Raw genomic sequence first — 13101 nt, forward strand, 5'->3', positions numbered from 1 at the left:
CTCCTGCAGTCATGACATCCGCTACAGAATATCCTTTAGAAGTATTTAATACTCCTCCTTCAAATTGGTGAGCAGCTAACGCTCCACCCCATAAAAAATCTTTTTTTAACATAGTTTTTTCCTCCACTATTTATATTTGATTTTATAAGTTAAAATAATTGAAGCAAAAACAAAAGTAATTGCATTTGCGCCAATCAAATTATAATCTCGTATGTTAATACCATGAATAATCCATAAAAATACTCCTAAAACAAAAGCAACATACATTCCAAGTGAAATGCTTGATGTATCTTTGGTTTTAATAACTTGATATGCTTGTGGTAAAAATGAAATTGTTGTTAAAATGGCAGCAATAGTACCAATCATTTTTGATTCCTCCTTTTCTACAAAACTAAAATAATTTATAAAAAAGAACTTATCAAGTGATAAAGCATACTAAGAAATAACATAACAAAATTATTCTTAAAAGATAAAAAAACAATGTTACATTGTAACATTGTCAACTTTCTTGATTAAAGATATGTCCATAAAGATTATCTAATTCTTTAGAATGTTTTAAATCATTTGATATAAGAATAGTATAAAACAAATCAAAAATATATTTTAAAGAAATATAGAAAGTCATGTCTTTTAAACTTTCGAATTCTTCATGGATTATTCCATATAAAACATAAGGTGTTTTTAAAGATAATTCTTTTGCTTGTTTAGATGTAATCACAAGAAAAGGAATCTTTCTTTCTTTTAAAATATCAACTACTCTTAATAAATGCTTATTTTTACCATATTTACTCACAAGTATAATTGTATGATCCCTTTCCACATTAAAACTTAGCCAAAGCTGTTTATCATGATTATGATAAACATTAACAATCTTATTAACACTTGATAATAAATGACTAGCATAATCTCCAATAGTAGAATTTGTATCATTGGCAATAATATCAATATATTTATTTTTAGAAATCATAGAAATTATGTGGTTAAATGTGGTAGAGTCAATATTATCTTTTGTTTGATGAATAATACCACATTCAATTTCTGTAAGTTTATTTTTTACAGAATAAAGGTTTTCATGAGATTGAATATGCATATTAGAAAGATAATACTGATTTAAAAAAGAATGGATATTAAGTTTAAAATCATTATAACTTTCAAAACCTAGCTTTTTAACAAAACGAATAATAGCTGTTGGACTTGTGAATGTTTCTTTAGCAAGTTGATGTGAAGAAAGTAAAGGGATTTCTTCACTATGTTCAAGTATGTATCTAGCAATAAACAAATCATTTTTATTTAATTTATAATCTTTTTCTAACTGTTTTAAAATCATAAAATCACCTCATTTTTATTATAATATTAAAATTGATAAACATCTTCACCTAACAGATTTAAAGCATTTAAATTAATAATTTGATACGTACCACGTTTAATTTTCTTTATATATTTCTTATCTAAAAATAATTGAAGAATACGTTGGAGTTGACGATAACTACAACCTATCAATTCAGCAACGACTACAAAATTATCTTGAACAATAGAGTTTTTATGAGAAACAACAAAGTAAGCCGCTAATCTATTTTCAACTGGATAATTTAATGAAATAGACTGATTCTGAGTTGATTTAGAAAGCTTGCTGGCAAGATTTTTTGCGATGGTTTTCATAAAGAAAACATCATTCATTAATATTTCATGATATTTAGAAAGGGAAATAGTTGCACAAATACAATCTTCATAAGCAATCACATTATTAATAATAGGAGATTGAGTGATAAATTCTAAATCACCAATAATAGAGTAGGGACTATTAAAACTGCATAACATACTATTTCCATTCGCATTAATATGGTTTACTTTCATTTTTCCTCTTAAAAGAATATAAATATAATTAAGCTTTTCACCTTGATGTAATAAATATTCGTCTTTATTTAATTTTTTGATTTCAATATATTGATAATTATCAACGTGAAGAATTTCTAATTTTTTTAATTCATTTAAATAATTCATCTAAATCACCATCACCAATATGACATATGTCGTATTTATAATCAAGTTCAATCACTATAATTCTTTCTGGAGGTGATCTTGATGGATTTTGTATTAGCCACATTATGTGGGATTATTGTAACGACGATGAATGTATTTAATGGGCAATTATCAGATTATACAGGGGTCTATTTATCAACAGTTATCATTCATTTAGTTGGTTTAGTTACTTTTTTAATTATTATGAAAATCAAAGATAAGAAAGTTTGTTTTAAAAAACAAATTCCTTTATATATGTATTGTGGAGGATGTATCGGGGTATTAACTGTTATTTTTAATGTTTTTGCGATTGGTAAGATAGGAGCTTCTTTAATGACAGCACTAGGATTATTAGGACAAATGATGACATCTTTGTTGTTAGAAAATAAGGGATGGCTAGCGACATCTATTCGAAAATTAAATATAGGAAAGATCATAGGATTAGCAGTTGTTTGTTTAGGAATAGGAGTGATGTTATTATGATTTCTATTATATTTTCTATTCTATCAGGAGTTACAATTGTTTTAAGCCGTAGTGTCAATGGGATGCTTTCTAAGAAAATGGGAGCTTATCAGGGAACGTTTTATAATTACTTTACAGGCTTTATAACAAGTTTGATTTTAATGCTTGTTTTGATGATTGTTGGTGTTCAACATATAAATATTTCTTTAGATAAAACGAATTTGATGATGTATTTAGGTGGAATCATAGGGGTTTTTAATATCTTGATTTTAAATATAATTGTTCCTAGAATATCACCTGTTATCCTTACTTTATTAAGCTTTATTGGACAACTTGTCAGTGGGATGGTGATTGATGCTTTTGTATATAACATGTTTTCTATTTCAAAAATTTTAGGATGTTTGATTGTTGTTGCTGGTTTAGTGATTTATCAATTAAGTGAAGAAAAAGCATAAAAGAAGATCAGTTTAGATCTTCTTTTTGCTTAATATGAGCTTTTCTTTTTCTGATCTTTTTAATTGTTTAATTTGATACTCTCTTTTTAAAGCCTCGCTTTTATGTTCAAAAGTTTCAAAATAAACAAGTTCGACTGGTCTTCTTGCCTTTGTATATTTAGCACCTTTACCAGCGTTATGGGCTTCAATACGCTTTTCTAGCTGATTTGTCCAACCAGTATAAAGTGTTTTATCACGACACCTTACGATATAAACGTAATTATTTTGTTGTTGAGCCAAAGCCACCATTTCTTTCTTCAGTGACATCATCATCTTCAACAATTCCAAATTCAAAGAAAATACCTTGAACCATTCCTTGTCCTGCTTTTAAAGAAAGAGATTTATCTTCATTACTATCATTTGTAAGTTTTACAAACATATGACCTTCATTATCACTATTATAATAATCACTATCAATAATACCTACTGTATTATTAAGTTGTAAACGATATTTAAATCCTAAACCACTACGAGGATATAAACCTAATACCCAACCATTTTCAATACGTACACGAATACCTGTAGGAATTTTAATAGTTTGTCCTGGATTTAATTCAAAATCAATAGGACTATAGAAATCATATCCAGCTGATCCTTTTGTGGCACGTTTTGGAAGTTGGATGGAATGATAGATTTCTTCTACTTCTTTTTCATTATATTGAGGAAATGAATCCATGAAATCATTTTTAAATTGGTTATATGATACTTTTTCAAATTTTGCGATTTTTTTCATAATTTTTCTCCTTTTTACTTCTCTATTATAGAGGAAAAAAGAAAACAAGAAAATAAATAATTTCATCACTTGACATAGGGAAATGAGATTGTTATTATATGTGTAAATTATAAGACATAGTATTGAATACTACATAAAATAGTTAAAAGAGGTAATGTGTATGAAAAGAACAAAATTAGATGATCGTGTTTTACCTGTTTATACAAAGGGTGAAGAAATATTTAATATGGTAACTCATATTGTAGGTGGGGCGATGGGAATAGCCGCATTAGTTTTATGTATTATCTTTTGTCATGATGGTTATGGCTTATTTTCAGGGATTGTTTATGGAATTTCGATGATTCTTCTTTATACAATGTCAGCTATCTATCATGGTTTATCACCTAAGCTTAAAGCAAAGAAAGTTTTCCAAATTATGGATCATTGCAGTATCTTTGTATTGATTGCGGGAACTTACACACCGGTTTTACTTTGTTCAATAAGAGAAGTTGATGCTAAATGGGCTTGGATTTTATTTGCAGTCATATGGATCATGACAGTGATTGGAATTACGTTAAATGCAATCGATATTAAAAAATATCAAACTTTTTCAATGATTTGTTATTTAGTGATGGGTTGGTGTATTATTTTTAAAATCAATCTCTTACCACAAGCAGTAGGAATGAATGGTATTTGGTTACTTGTTTCAGGAGGACTTGCTTATACAATTGGTGTTATTTTCTATGTATTACAAAATAAGATTAAATATATGCATAGTATTTGGCATTTATGGATTTTAGTTGGTTCTATCTTACATTTTTTATGTATTATCTTATATGTTCTTTAGAATTTATAAAAATCATAAATATATTTTTTACAAAGTCCTTTGTTTATATAAACATTGGATTTTTTTATTTTGTAAAAACGTAAAAGAACTATAAAATCAATATTATTTGTGATAGAATGGATTGGACGTCGAATTATTTTAAGTAAAATAATTCGAAAAAAAGTATGGGCCAATAGAGCATAAAAGTATATTTTTTTTTTTTGATTGGCTATAATACAAATACATAAAAAATACGAAAGGGGATATTTGGCGTGAAAATAATAAAAAGAAATGGGCAAGAAGCAATTTTTGATGAAGTAAAAATTACCAATGCAATTATTGGTGCTAATAAAGAAGTTGTTGAAACAGAAAGACTTTCTGAAGAAGAAATAGATAATATTACAAATGACATTAAATATAAATGTCAAAAAATGAAAAGAGCATTAAGCGTTGAAGAAATTCAAAACTTAGTAGAAGATGAATTAATGAAATTAAATGCTTTTTCTGTTGCCAGAAAGTATATTACATATCGTTTTCAAAGAGCACTAGCAAGACAATCTAATACAACTGATGATCAAATTTTAAGTTTGATTGAATGTGCAAATGAAGAAGTTAAACAAGAAAACTCTAATAAAAACCCTACAGTAAATAGTGTACAAAGAGATTATATGGCTGGAGAAGTTAGTAAAGATTTAACAAGAAGAATTTTACTTCCAGAAGATATTGTAAAAGCACATGATGAAGGATTGATTCATTTCCATGATGCTGATTATTTCTCTCAACATATGCATAACTGTGATTTAGTAAATCTAGAAGATATGTTACAAAATGGAACAGTTATTTCAGAAACAATGATTGAAAAACCAAAGAGTTTTTCTACTGCATGTAATGTAGCTACTCAAATTATTGCTCAAGTAGCAAGTTCTCAATATGGGGGACAAAGTATTACATTATCTCATTTAGCACCATTTGTTGATGTAAGTAGACAAAAATTTAGAAAAGAAGTTAAAGAAGAATTTGAAACTATTGGTTTAGAATTAGATGATGAAAAAATCAATGCTTTAGCTGAAGAACGTTTGAAAAAAGAAATTACTAAAGGGGTACAAACAATTCAATATCAAGTTGTTACTTTAATGACAACAAATGGACAAGCACCATTTATTACTGTCTTCATGTATTTAAATGAAGTACCTGAAGGACGTTTAAGAGATGACCTTGCTATGATCATTGAAGAAACACTTAAACAAAGAATGAAAGGTGTTAAAAATGAAAAAGGTGTTTATATTACACCAGCATTCCCTAAATTAATCTATGCTTTACAAGAAAACAATATTGAACCTAATAGTCAATATTATTATTTAACAGAACTTGCTGCAAGATGTTCAGCAAAACGTTTAGTTCCTGATTATATTTCTGAAAAAGTAATGAAAGAATTAAAAGTTGATCAAAATGGGAATGGTCAATGTTATCCATCAATGGGATGTAGATCTTTCTTAACACCTTATATTGATGAAAATGGTAAACCAAAATACTATGGACGTTTCAATCAAGGAGTTGTGACAATCAACTTAGTTGATGTGGCTTGTTCATCAAAAAGAGATATGAACAAATTCTGGCAAATCTTTGATGAAAGATTAGATTTATGTTATAGAGCTTTAATGTGCAGACATGAACGTTTAAAAGGAACACCAAGTGATGTGGCACCTATTTTATGGCAACACGGAGCATTGGCTCGTCTTAAAAAAGGTGAAACAATTGATAAATTATTATACGGTGGTTATTCAACAATTTCTCTTGGATATGCTGGATTATATGAATGTGTTAAATATATGACAGGTAAATCACATACAGATCCAAGTGCAACACCATTTGCAATTGAAGTAATGCAACATTTAAATGACGCATGTGCAAAATGGAAAGAAAAAGAAAATATTGATTTTTCACTTTATGGAACACCAATTGAATCAACAACTTATAAATTTGCAAAATGTTTACAAAAACGTTTTGGTAAAATTGAAGGTGTTACAGATAAAAACTATATTACAAACAGTTATCATATCCATGTAACAGAACATATTAACGCCTTTGATAAATTAACATTTGAATCTCAATTCCAAAAATTATCACCAGGTGGAGCTATTTCTTATGTAGAAGTTCCAGATATGCAAGATAATATTGATGCGGTATTAGCAGTTATGAAACATATTTATAATAATATTATGTATGCTGAATTAAATACAAAGAGTGATTATTGTATGGCTTGTGGATATGATGGAGAAATCCAAATTGAAAAAGATGAAAATGGTAAACTTATTTGGGTATGTCCAAACTGTGGAAATAAAAACCAAGATATGATGTCTGTTGCTAGACGTACATGTGGTTATATTGGAACACAATTCTGGAATCAAGGAAGAACACAAGAAATCAAAGAACGTGTATTACACTTATAGAGATGAAATTTTCATCTCTTTTTTTTCTATTTATTAACCAAAAACCAAAGAAGGGAAAATGGTAAACAAGTTGTTGATGGAAATCTTGAAGGTATTAAAAAATCTTTAGAGGGCTCTCTTAAAAGATTAAAAACAGATTATATTGATTTGTATTATTTACATCGCGTTGATCCTAATGTACCAATTGAAGATATTGCGTATTTAATGAAGGATTTTATTAAACAAGGGAAAATCAAACATTGGGGATTATCAGAAGCAAAAATTGAAACCAAGCCCATGCAATATGTTCTTTAACAGCCGTAGAGAGTGAATATTCAATGATGTGGAGAGAACCAGAAGATAAGCTTATTCCTTTACTTGAAGAACTAGGTATTGGTTTTGTTCCTTTTGCTCCATTATGTAAAGGATTTTTAAGTGATGCTTATGATAAAAATGGTTTTCATGCAAAATTAAATGCACCAAGATTTAGTGAAGAAGCGCTTAAAAAGAATCAAGTAGTTGTTGGTTTAGTTAATAAAATTTCAAAAGAAAAAAAGGTAACAGTTGCATAAATTTCTTTGGCTTGGGTATTAGCACAAAAAGATTTTATTGTACCTATTCCAGAAACAACAAAGTTGGAAAGATTAAAAGAAAATATTAAAGCAACCGAAATCAAATTTACAAAAGCAGAAGTTGAATCAATGAATCAAGCATTATCTCAAATGGATATCGAAAGTAGAAGGTTTGAACCAGGTTCTGATTTTGAAAAAAGAGTTAGTTTATATAAAGGCGAGACATTCTCGCTTTTTTTGTTATGAAAAAAATTTAATGAATTGATAAATTTGTAAAAATATGTCGATTATATCTAAAAAATATGTAATACTGAAAGAAGTGAGGAAAGGAGAATAAGGTGAAAGATATTTATTTATTACTAACAAAATCAGATACTTTTATTTCTAAAGCAATTTATTTAATGACGCAAGACAGTTATACACATATTTCTATCTCTTTTGAAGAAAATTTACAACCGATGTATAGTTGTGCTAGAAAATATACTTACTCTCCAATTCCTGCAGGAATTAGAAATGAGTCATTTGAAAAGGGATTCTATAATAAAAATCAACATATTCCTTGTGCATTATATAAACTTACTGTTAAGAAAGAGATATATTATAAGGCAAAATTTATTTTAGAATCTATTTTAAATCATTCTCAAGATTATAAATATAATTTAATGGGATTGATCTTATGTAAATTGGAAGTTCCTTATCGTAGAAATCATTATTATTTCTGTTCAGAATTTGTAAGTGAAATCTTGGCTTATAGTCAAGCTATAGAATTACCTAAGCTTCCTTGTTTAATGAAACCATCGGATTATTTATTATTTGAAGAATTAGAGTGTTTATATCAAGGAAATATTGGAGAACTTATAAAATATAGAGGTTTATGTTAAAGGATGATACATCCTTTTTATTATATCAATAGAATCTATAAAGAATTGTTGTATAATAGGAAAATATGAAAAGAGGAATTGAAATGAATTATGCAGAAATTAAGAATTTTGATATCGCTAATGGCTTAGGAGTTAGAGTTTCTTTATTTGTATCAGGATGCACGCATCACTGTAAGAATTGTTTTAATCAAATGACATGGGATTTTAAATATGGAAAAGAGTTTAATCAAGAAGTAGAAGATTTAATTATTGATTATTTAAAACCAGAACATATAACAGGATTGTCTTTACTTGGAGGAGAACCAATGGAACCAAGTAATCAAAGAGCGTTATTACCGTTTATTAAAAGAGTGAAAGAACTTTATCCACAAAAGGATATTTGGTGTTATACAGGTTATCTCTTTGATCAAGAACTTTTAAGTGAAAGTCGAGCAAGATGTGAAGCAACTGATGAATTGTTATCTTATATCGATGTTCTAGTAGATGGTAAGTTTATTGAAGAACTTAAAGATTTAAGTTTAAAGTTTAGAGGATCGTCTAATCAAAGAATTATAGATGTTAAACAAAGTTTAGAAAAAGATGAAATTATTTTATATAAAGATTTGAATGAAAATAGAAATTTTCAAAAATATGAATAAGACGATATACACTACATAATTAGATAAAATTATGCTATAATATTTTCGTTAATTATAGAGGGAGTAGAATATGATAGGATTTTATAGTTATACTGTCATTCTTACATATTTATCATTAGTTTTTGCAATGGTAGGAATCCACTTATCAGTCATTGGACTTTACCAATGGTCATTTATTTGTTTAATGATGTGTGGTATTTGTGATACCTTCGATGGAATGGTCGCAAGAAGTAAGAAAAATCGTACAGAAGAAGAAAAGAAGTTTGGAATTCAAATAGATTCTTTATGTGATCTTATTTCTTTTGGTGTTTTTCCAGCAATACTAGGATATAATTTAGGATTATCTTCAGTAGGATGGCTTGCTATTGAAATACTTTATGTATTAGCAGCAGTTATTCGTTTAGCTTATTTTAATGTTACTGAAGAAACAAGACAGCAACAAACAACAGAAAAAAGAAAGTATTATCAAGGTTTACCAGTTACAACTTCAGCCTTTATTTTACCTTTTGCATTTGCTTTAAGATATGTTATTTTTGGTTTAGATTACTTATATGGAACTTTAATGTTAATTACAGGTATTTTATTTGTTGTTGATTTTAAAGTGCCAAAATTAAAAGGGAAAGGAATTATTGCACTTGGTGTTCTAGTTGTTATTGAACTTGTGCAAATTCTTTGTTTTTCATGATTAAAGATCGTCAAGGACATATCGTTAAAGAATTAGAGGGTCAAAATAAATTATTAAAAAAATTATATAGCACATCTGCTGGTAGATGTGCTTTAAAAATCTTAGTATCACCATTTGTTACACACTTAGGTGGTTTATATATGTCTTCACCATTTTCAAAGACAAGTATTTCTTCGTTTATTAAAAACAATGATATTGATATGAGTCAATATGAAGAAAAGAAATATAAAAGTTATAACGATTTCTTTACAAGAAGAATAAAGGATGGTCAAAGACCATTTGACAATTCTAAAGATGTATTGATGGCACCTGCTGATAGTAAACTTACTTACTATCCGATAAATGATGATACGATTTTAGAAATCAAGGATACAAAATACCAATTAAAAGATTTATTACAAGATGAAACATTAGCTAAAGAATATGATGGTGGAATATGTCTTGTATTTCGTTTAGCTGTTGATGATTATCATCGTTATAGTTATGTAGATGATGGTCAAATTGTTTCCCATAAGAAAATCAAAGGTATTTTTCATACTGTTAATCCTATCGCAAATGATTATTATCCTATATACAAAATGAATAGTAGAGAGTACACTGTGATTGATTCAAATAACTTTGGTAGAATGATTCAAATGGAAGTAGGAGCAATGATGGTTGGTAAAATTGTCAATTATAAACATAGTATTGCTACTAAAGGAGAAGAAAAAGGTTATTTTGAATTTGGTGGATCGACAGTTGTAATGATTTTGAAAAAAGATACTGTCAAAATAGATGATGATATTATAAATAATTCTAGTGAGAATATTGAAACAAGAGTATTACTAGGACAAACGATAGGACATAAAGGGGTGTAAAGATGTCGAAGGTTATAGCAATTACAAATCAAAAGGGTGGTGTTGGTAAAACAACGACAAGCGTTAATTTATCAGCTGCACTTGCGAAGATGAATTATAAAGTGTTACTTATAGATATGGATCCTCAAGCAAATGCAACACAAGGTATTGGTATCGATAGAGATTATATTGAATTATCAACATATCATGTTTTAACAGGAGAAGTTGGTTTAGAAAAAGTAATTCAACATTCTTATATTGAAAATCTAGATGTTGCACCAGGAGAAATAGATTTAGCAGGGATAGATTTAGAATTAGCACATGTAAAACAAGGAAGAGAAGTGCGTTTAAAACAAGCGTTAGATAAAGTAAAAGATTATTATGATTATGTATTTATTGATTGTCCACCAGCACTTGGTTTATTAAATACCAATGCTTTAACTTCATGTGATACAGTACTTATCCCAGTACAATGTGAATACTATGCACTTGAAGGTTTAACACAATTGTTAAATACAATTAAATTAACACAAAATCATTTTAATAAAAAACTTTCTATTGAAGGTTTATTATTAACAATGTTAGATCAACGTACAAATTTAGGATTGGAAGTTTCTCAAGAAGTAAGAAAGTATTTTAAAGAAAAAGTTTATAAAACTGTTATTCCAAGAAATATTAAATTATCTGAAGCACCAAGTGCAGGAATCTGTATTTTTGATTATGATGGATCTTCTGTTGGGGCTCAAGCTTATAAAGAACTTGCAAAGGAAGTGTTGAGTAGAAATGGCTGAGAAAAAGAAAAAATTAAATAAAGGATTAGATGCTATTTTTGGTGGAGATATTACATCACTAATTGATGATATTGAACATAATACACCTGAAAGTAGTCAAGAAAAAATCAAATTAGATGAAATTAGACCTAATCCTTATCAACCAAGAAAAGTATTTGATGAACAAGCTTTAAATGAACTTGCTTTATCAATTCAAGAACATGGTATTTTCCAACCAGTAATTTTAAAGAAATCTGTTCAAGGATATGAAATTGTTGCTGGTGAAAGAAGATGCCGTGCAGCAAGAATGGCACATTTAGAAGAAGTTCCAGCAATTATTGTTGATTTTAGTGATCAACAAATGATGGAAATTGCTTTATTAGAAAATATTCAAAGAGAAGATTTAAATGCCATCGAAGAAGCACAAGCTTATCAAACGATGATGGAAAAACTTAAACTTACACAAAATGAATTAGCTAAACGTATTGGAAAATCAAGAACACATATTACAAATACACTTAGATTATTGAACTTACCTGAAAAGATTCAAGAATATGTATTAGATGGTTCTTTATCAATGGGACATGCAAGAGCTTTAATTACATTGGATAAAGAAAGAGCATTAAAGATTGCTAAAAGAGTTATTGATGAAAAGTTATCTGTTAGAGATGTTGAAAATATTGTGAAAGGCTTTGAACTTCAAGAAGCTAGAAAGAATAAACCTAAGGTTGAAAAATCTAAAGAATATCAATATGTTGAAGGATTACTTAGAAAAAAATATCGTACGAGAATCAAAGTAGATGATAAGTCTATTACAATTAAATACTCTGACACAGATGATTTAAATAGATTATTAGAATTAATGGGTGTTATTGAAGAAAGTTAAAACTTGGGTAAAACCAAGTTTTTTCTATGCGAAAAAAACATAGTAGAATGCAAAATCAATATTGTACATTTTCTTACTTTTATCTCAAAATAAAAGTAAGAAAAGAGGGAAATACAATGGAATATCAAACATTAAATAATGGGTTAAAAATGCCTATAGTAGGTTTTGGTGTCTTTAGAGTACCAGATAAAAAAGAATGTGAAGAATCAGTATATCAAGCAATTAAAGCAGGATATCGTTTAATTGATACAGCAGCTTCTTATACCAATGAAGATGCGGTTGGTGCAGGTGTTAAACGTGCTATTGAAGAAGGTGTTTGTACTAGAAAAGATTTATTTATTACTTCTAAGATGTGGGTACAAGATATGAAAAACTATGAAACTGCAAAGAGAGCAATTGATGCATCGATTGAAAAAAGCGGTTTGGGTTATTTGGATTTATATCTTTTACATCAAGCGATGGGTGATTACTTTAGTGCATGGAGAGCAATGGAAGATGCGTATAAAGAAGGAAAATTAAAAGCAATCGGTGTTTCTAACTTCTATGCACATGTTCTTGTCAATTTTGTAAATACAGTAGAAATCAAACCAATGGTCAATCAAGTAGAACTTCATCCATACTATACACAAGAAAAAGCAATAGAAACAATGAAATATTATGATGTTATTCCTGAAGCATGGGCACCACTAGGTGGAGGAAGATATAATCCATTTGAAGATGAGATGTTAAAAGGAATTGCAGCTAAATATAATAAATCAGTAGGACAAGTCTTACTTAGATGGAATGTACAAAGAGGTGTTGTTGTTGTTCCAAAATCAACACATGTAGAAAGAATAAAAGAAAATATAGATATCTTTGATTTTGAATTAAATGAAGAAGAAATGAAACAAA

At 28.3% G+C, this 13101-nt stretch carries 17 protein-coding genes and 2 pseudogenes; 13 read left to right on the top strand and 6 right to left on the bottom strand.

What is annotated here, in order from left to right; translation table 11 throughout:
• From LJD32_RS13100 to LJD32_RS13115, 4 genes are all read right to left on the bottom strand, one after another.
• Nucleotides 1-112: family 1 glycosylhydrolase (locus LJD32_RS13100; protein WP_227392611.1), on the bottom strand; the 112-nt coding region annotated here is incomplete at its 3' end.
• A 14-nt stretch (nucleotides 113-126) separates the two neighbouring features.
• Nucleotides 127-366 (bottom strand): SemiSWEET transporter, encoded by a 240-nt coding sequence (locus tag LJD32_RS13105; RefSeq protein WP_032091161.1) that lies wholly within the window; start codon nucleotides 364-366, stop codon nucleotides 127-129.
• 133 nt (nucleotides 367-499) lie between these two features.
• Nucleotides 500-1327, bottom strand: a complete 828-nt coding sequence (locus LJD32_RS13110) for a MurR/RpiR family transcriptional regulator (protein WP_227392604.1) — start codon at nucleotides 1325-1327, stop codon at nucleotides 500-502.
• Between the two features lie 26 nt (nucleotides 1328-1353).
• A complete protein-coding gene (locus LJD32_RS13115; protein ID WP_227392605.1) occupies nucleotides 1354-2001 on the bottom strand; it encodes a cyclic nucleotide-binding domain-containing protein in 648 nt (215 codons plus the stop codon).
• Nucleotides 2002-2082: 81 nt separating this feature from the next.
• On the opposite strand from LJD32_RS13115, the gene LJD32_RS13120 reads away from it, so the two are divergent.
• On the top strand, nucleotides 2083-2502 hold the full coding sequence (locus tag LJD32_RS13120) for a DMT family transporter (protein WP_022000803.1): 420 nt from the start codon (nucleotides 2083-2085) through the stop codon (nucleotides 2500-2502).
• On the top strand, nucleotides 2499-2936 hold the full coding sequence (locus tag LJD32_RS13125; RefSeq protein WP_227392606.1) for a DMT family transporter: 438 nt from the start codon (nucleotides 2499-2501) through the stop codon (nucleotides 2934-2936). The genes LJD32_RS13120 and LJD32_RS13125 overlap by 4 nt, the downstream gene beginning before the upstream one ends.
• A gap of 12 nt (nucleotides 2937-2948) precedes the next feature.
• Here LJD32_RS13125 and LJD32_RS13130 read toward each other — a convergent pair whose 3' ends face one another.
• Together LJD32_RS13130 and LJD32_RS13135 are read right to left on the bottom strand one after the other, a co-directional pair.
• On the bottom strand, nucleotides 2949-3242 hold the full coding sequence (locus tag LJD32_RS13130) for a GIY-YIG nuclease family protein (protein ID WP_227403829.1): 294 nt from the start codon (nucleotides 3240-3242) through the stop codon (nucleotides 2949-2951).
• Complete coding sequence (locus LJD32_RS13135) at nucleotides 3196-3708, bottom strand: deoxyuridine 5'-triphosphate nucleotidohydrolase (RefSeq protein ID WP_032091166.1); 513 nt, start codon at nucleotides 3706-3708, stop codon at nucleotides 3196-3198. The genes LJD32_RS13130 and LJD32_RS13135 overlap by 47 nt, the downstream gene beginning before the upstream one ends.
• 160 nt (nucleotides 3709-3868) lie before the next feature.
• Between LJD32_RS13135 and trhA the strand changes: the two genes are divergently transcribed.
• The 11 genes and pseudogenes from trhA to LJD32_RS13185 all read left to right on the top strand — a co-directional run.
• A complete protein-coding gene (gene trhA / locus LJD32_RS13140; RefSeq protein WP_022000807.1) occupies nucleotides 3869-4534 on the top strand; it encodes a PAQR family membrane homeostasis protein TrhA in 666 nt (221 codons plus the stop codon).
• Nucleotides 4535-4785: 251 nt separating this feature from the next.
• Entirely contained in the window at nucleotides 4786-6963 is a 2178-nt protein-coding gene (nrdD, locus tag LJD32_RS13145; RefSeq protein ID WP_175301932.1) for an anaerobic ribonucleoside-triphosphate reductase, read from the top strand.
• 45 nt (nucleotides 6964-7008) lie between these two features.
• A pseudogene (locus LJD32_RS15410) lies at nucleotides 7009-7257 on the top strand (aldo/keto reductase); the annotation flags it as partial.
• A 26-nt stretch (nucleotides 7258-7283) separates the two neighbouring features.
• A pseudogene (locus LJD32_RS13150) lies at nucleotides 7284-7760 on the top strand (aldo/keto reductase).
• A gap of 92 nt (nucleotides 7761-7852) precedes the next feature.
• Nucleotides 7853-8395: a hypothetical protein gene (locus LJD32_RS13155; protein WP_119362499.1), complete on the top strand. Its 543-nt coding sequence runs from the start codon at nucleotides 7853-7855 to the stop codon at nucleotides 8393-8395.
• Nucleotides 8396-8478: 83 nt separating this feature from the next.
• Complete coding sequence (nrdG, locus tag LJD32_RS13160; protein ID WP_227392608.1) at nucleotides 8479-9033, top strand: anaerobic ribonucleoside-triphosphate reductase activating protein; 555 nt, start codon at nucleotides 8479-8481, stop codon at nucleotides 9031-9033.
• A 70-nt stretch (nucleotides 9034-9103) separates the two neighbouring features.
• Nucleotides 9104-9718, top strand: a complete 615-nt coding sequence (locus tag LJD32_RS13165; RefSeq protein ID WP_175301933.1) for a CDP-alcohol phosphatidyltransferase family protein — start codon at nucleotides 9104-9106, stop codon at nucleotides 9716-9718.
• On the top strand, nucleotides 9715-10575 hold the full coding sequence (locus LJD32_RS13170) for a phosphatidylserine decarboxylase (protein WP_119364304.1): 861 nt from the start codon (nucleotides 9715-9717) through the stop codon (nucleotides 10573-10575). The genes LJD32_RS13165 and LJD32_RS13170 overlap by 4 nt, the downstream gene beginning before the upstream one ends.
• A gap of 2 nt (nucleotides 10576-10577) precedes the next feature.
• Complete coding sequence (locus LJD32_RS13175; RefSeq protein WP_227392609.1) at nucleotides 10578-11345, top strand: ParA family protein; 768 nt, start codon at nucleotides 10578-10580, stop codon at nucleotides 11343-11345.
• The gene (locus LJD32_RS13180) at nucleotides 11338-12210 is read left to right on the top strand and encodes a ParB/RepB/Spo0J family partition protein (protein WP_147579777.1); all 873 of its coding nucleotides are present in this window, start codon (nucleotides 11338-11340) and stop codon (nucleotides 12208-12210) included. Before LJD32_RS13175 ends, LJD32_RS13180 begins: the two co-directional genes overlap by 8 nt.
• 116 nt (nucleotides 12211-12326) lie before the next feature.
• A partial coding sequence (locus tag LJD32_RS13185; protein WP_227392610.1) for an aldo/keto reductase occupies nucleotides 12327-13101 on the top strand: 775 nt, incomplete at its 3' end.

It is taken from the genome of Faecalibacillus sp. TM498, from assembly GCF_020589955.1.
GTDB classification, from domain to species: domain Bacteria; phylum Bacillota_I; class Bacilli_A; order Erysipelotrichales; family Coprobacillaceae; genus Faecalibacillus; species Faecalibacillus intestinalis.

Bases quoted from the DNA above. Each gene is read 5' to 3' on its own strand.
- LJD32_RS13105 (WP_032091161.1), bottom strand. From the start codon at position 366: ATGATTGGTACTATTGCTGCCATTTTAACAACAATTTCATTTTTACCA.
- LJD32_RS13110 (WP_227392604.1), bottom strand. From the start codon at position 1,327: ATGATTTTAAAACAGTTAGAAAAAGATTATAAATTAAATAAAAATGAT.
- LJD32_RS13115 (WP_227392605.1), bottom strand. From the start codon at position 2,001: ATGAATTATTTAAATGAATTAAAAAAATTAGAAATTCTTCACGTTGAT.
- LJD32_RS13120 (WP_022000803.1), top strand. From the start codon at position 2,083: ATGGATTTTGTATTAGCCACATTATGTGGGATTATTGTAACGACGATG.
- LJD32_RS13125 (WP_227392606.1), top strand. From the start codon at position 2,499: ATGATTTCTATTATATTTTCTATTCTATCAGGAGTTACAATTGTTTTA.
- LJD32_RS13130 (WP_227403829.1), bottom strand. From the start codon at position 3,242: ATGTCACTGAAGAAAGAAATGGTGGCTTTGGCTCAACAACAAAATAAT.
- LJD32_RS13135 (WP_032091166.1), bottom strand. From the start codon at position 3,708: ATGAAAAAAATCGCAAAATTTGAAAAAGTATCATATAACCAATTTAAA.
- trhA (WP_022000807.1), top strand. From the start codon at position 3,869: ATGAAAAGAACAAAATTAGATGATCGTGTTTTACCTGTTTATACAAAG.
- nrdG (WP_227392608.1), top strand. From the start codon at position 8,479: ATGAATTATGCAGAAATTAAGAATTTTGATATCGCTAATGGCTTAGGA.
- LJD32_RS13165 (WP_175301933.1), top strand. From the start codon at position 9,104: ATGATAGGATTTTATAGTTATACTGTCATTCTTACATATTTATCATTA.
- LJD32_RS13170 (WP_119364304.1), top strand. From the start codon at position 9,715: ATGATTAAAGATCGTCAAGGACATATCGTTAAAGAATTAGAGGGTCAA.
- LJD32_RS13175 (WP_227392609.1), top strand. From the start codon at position 10,578: ATGTCGAAGGTTATAGCAATTACAAATCAAAAGGGTGGTGTTGGTAAA.
- LJD32_RS13180 (WP_147579777.1), top strand. From the start codon at position 11,338: ATGGCTGAGAAAAAGAAAAAATTAAATAAAGGATTAGATGCTATTTTT.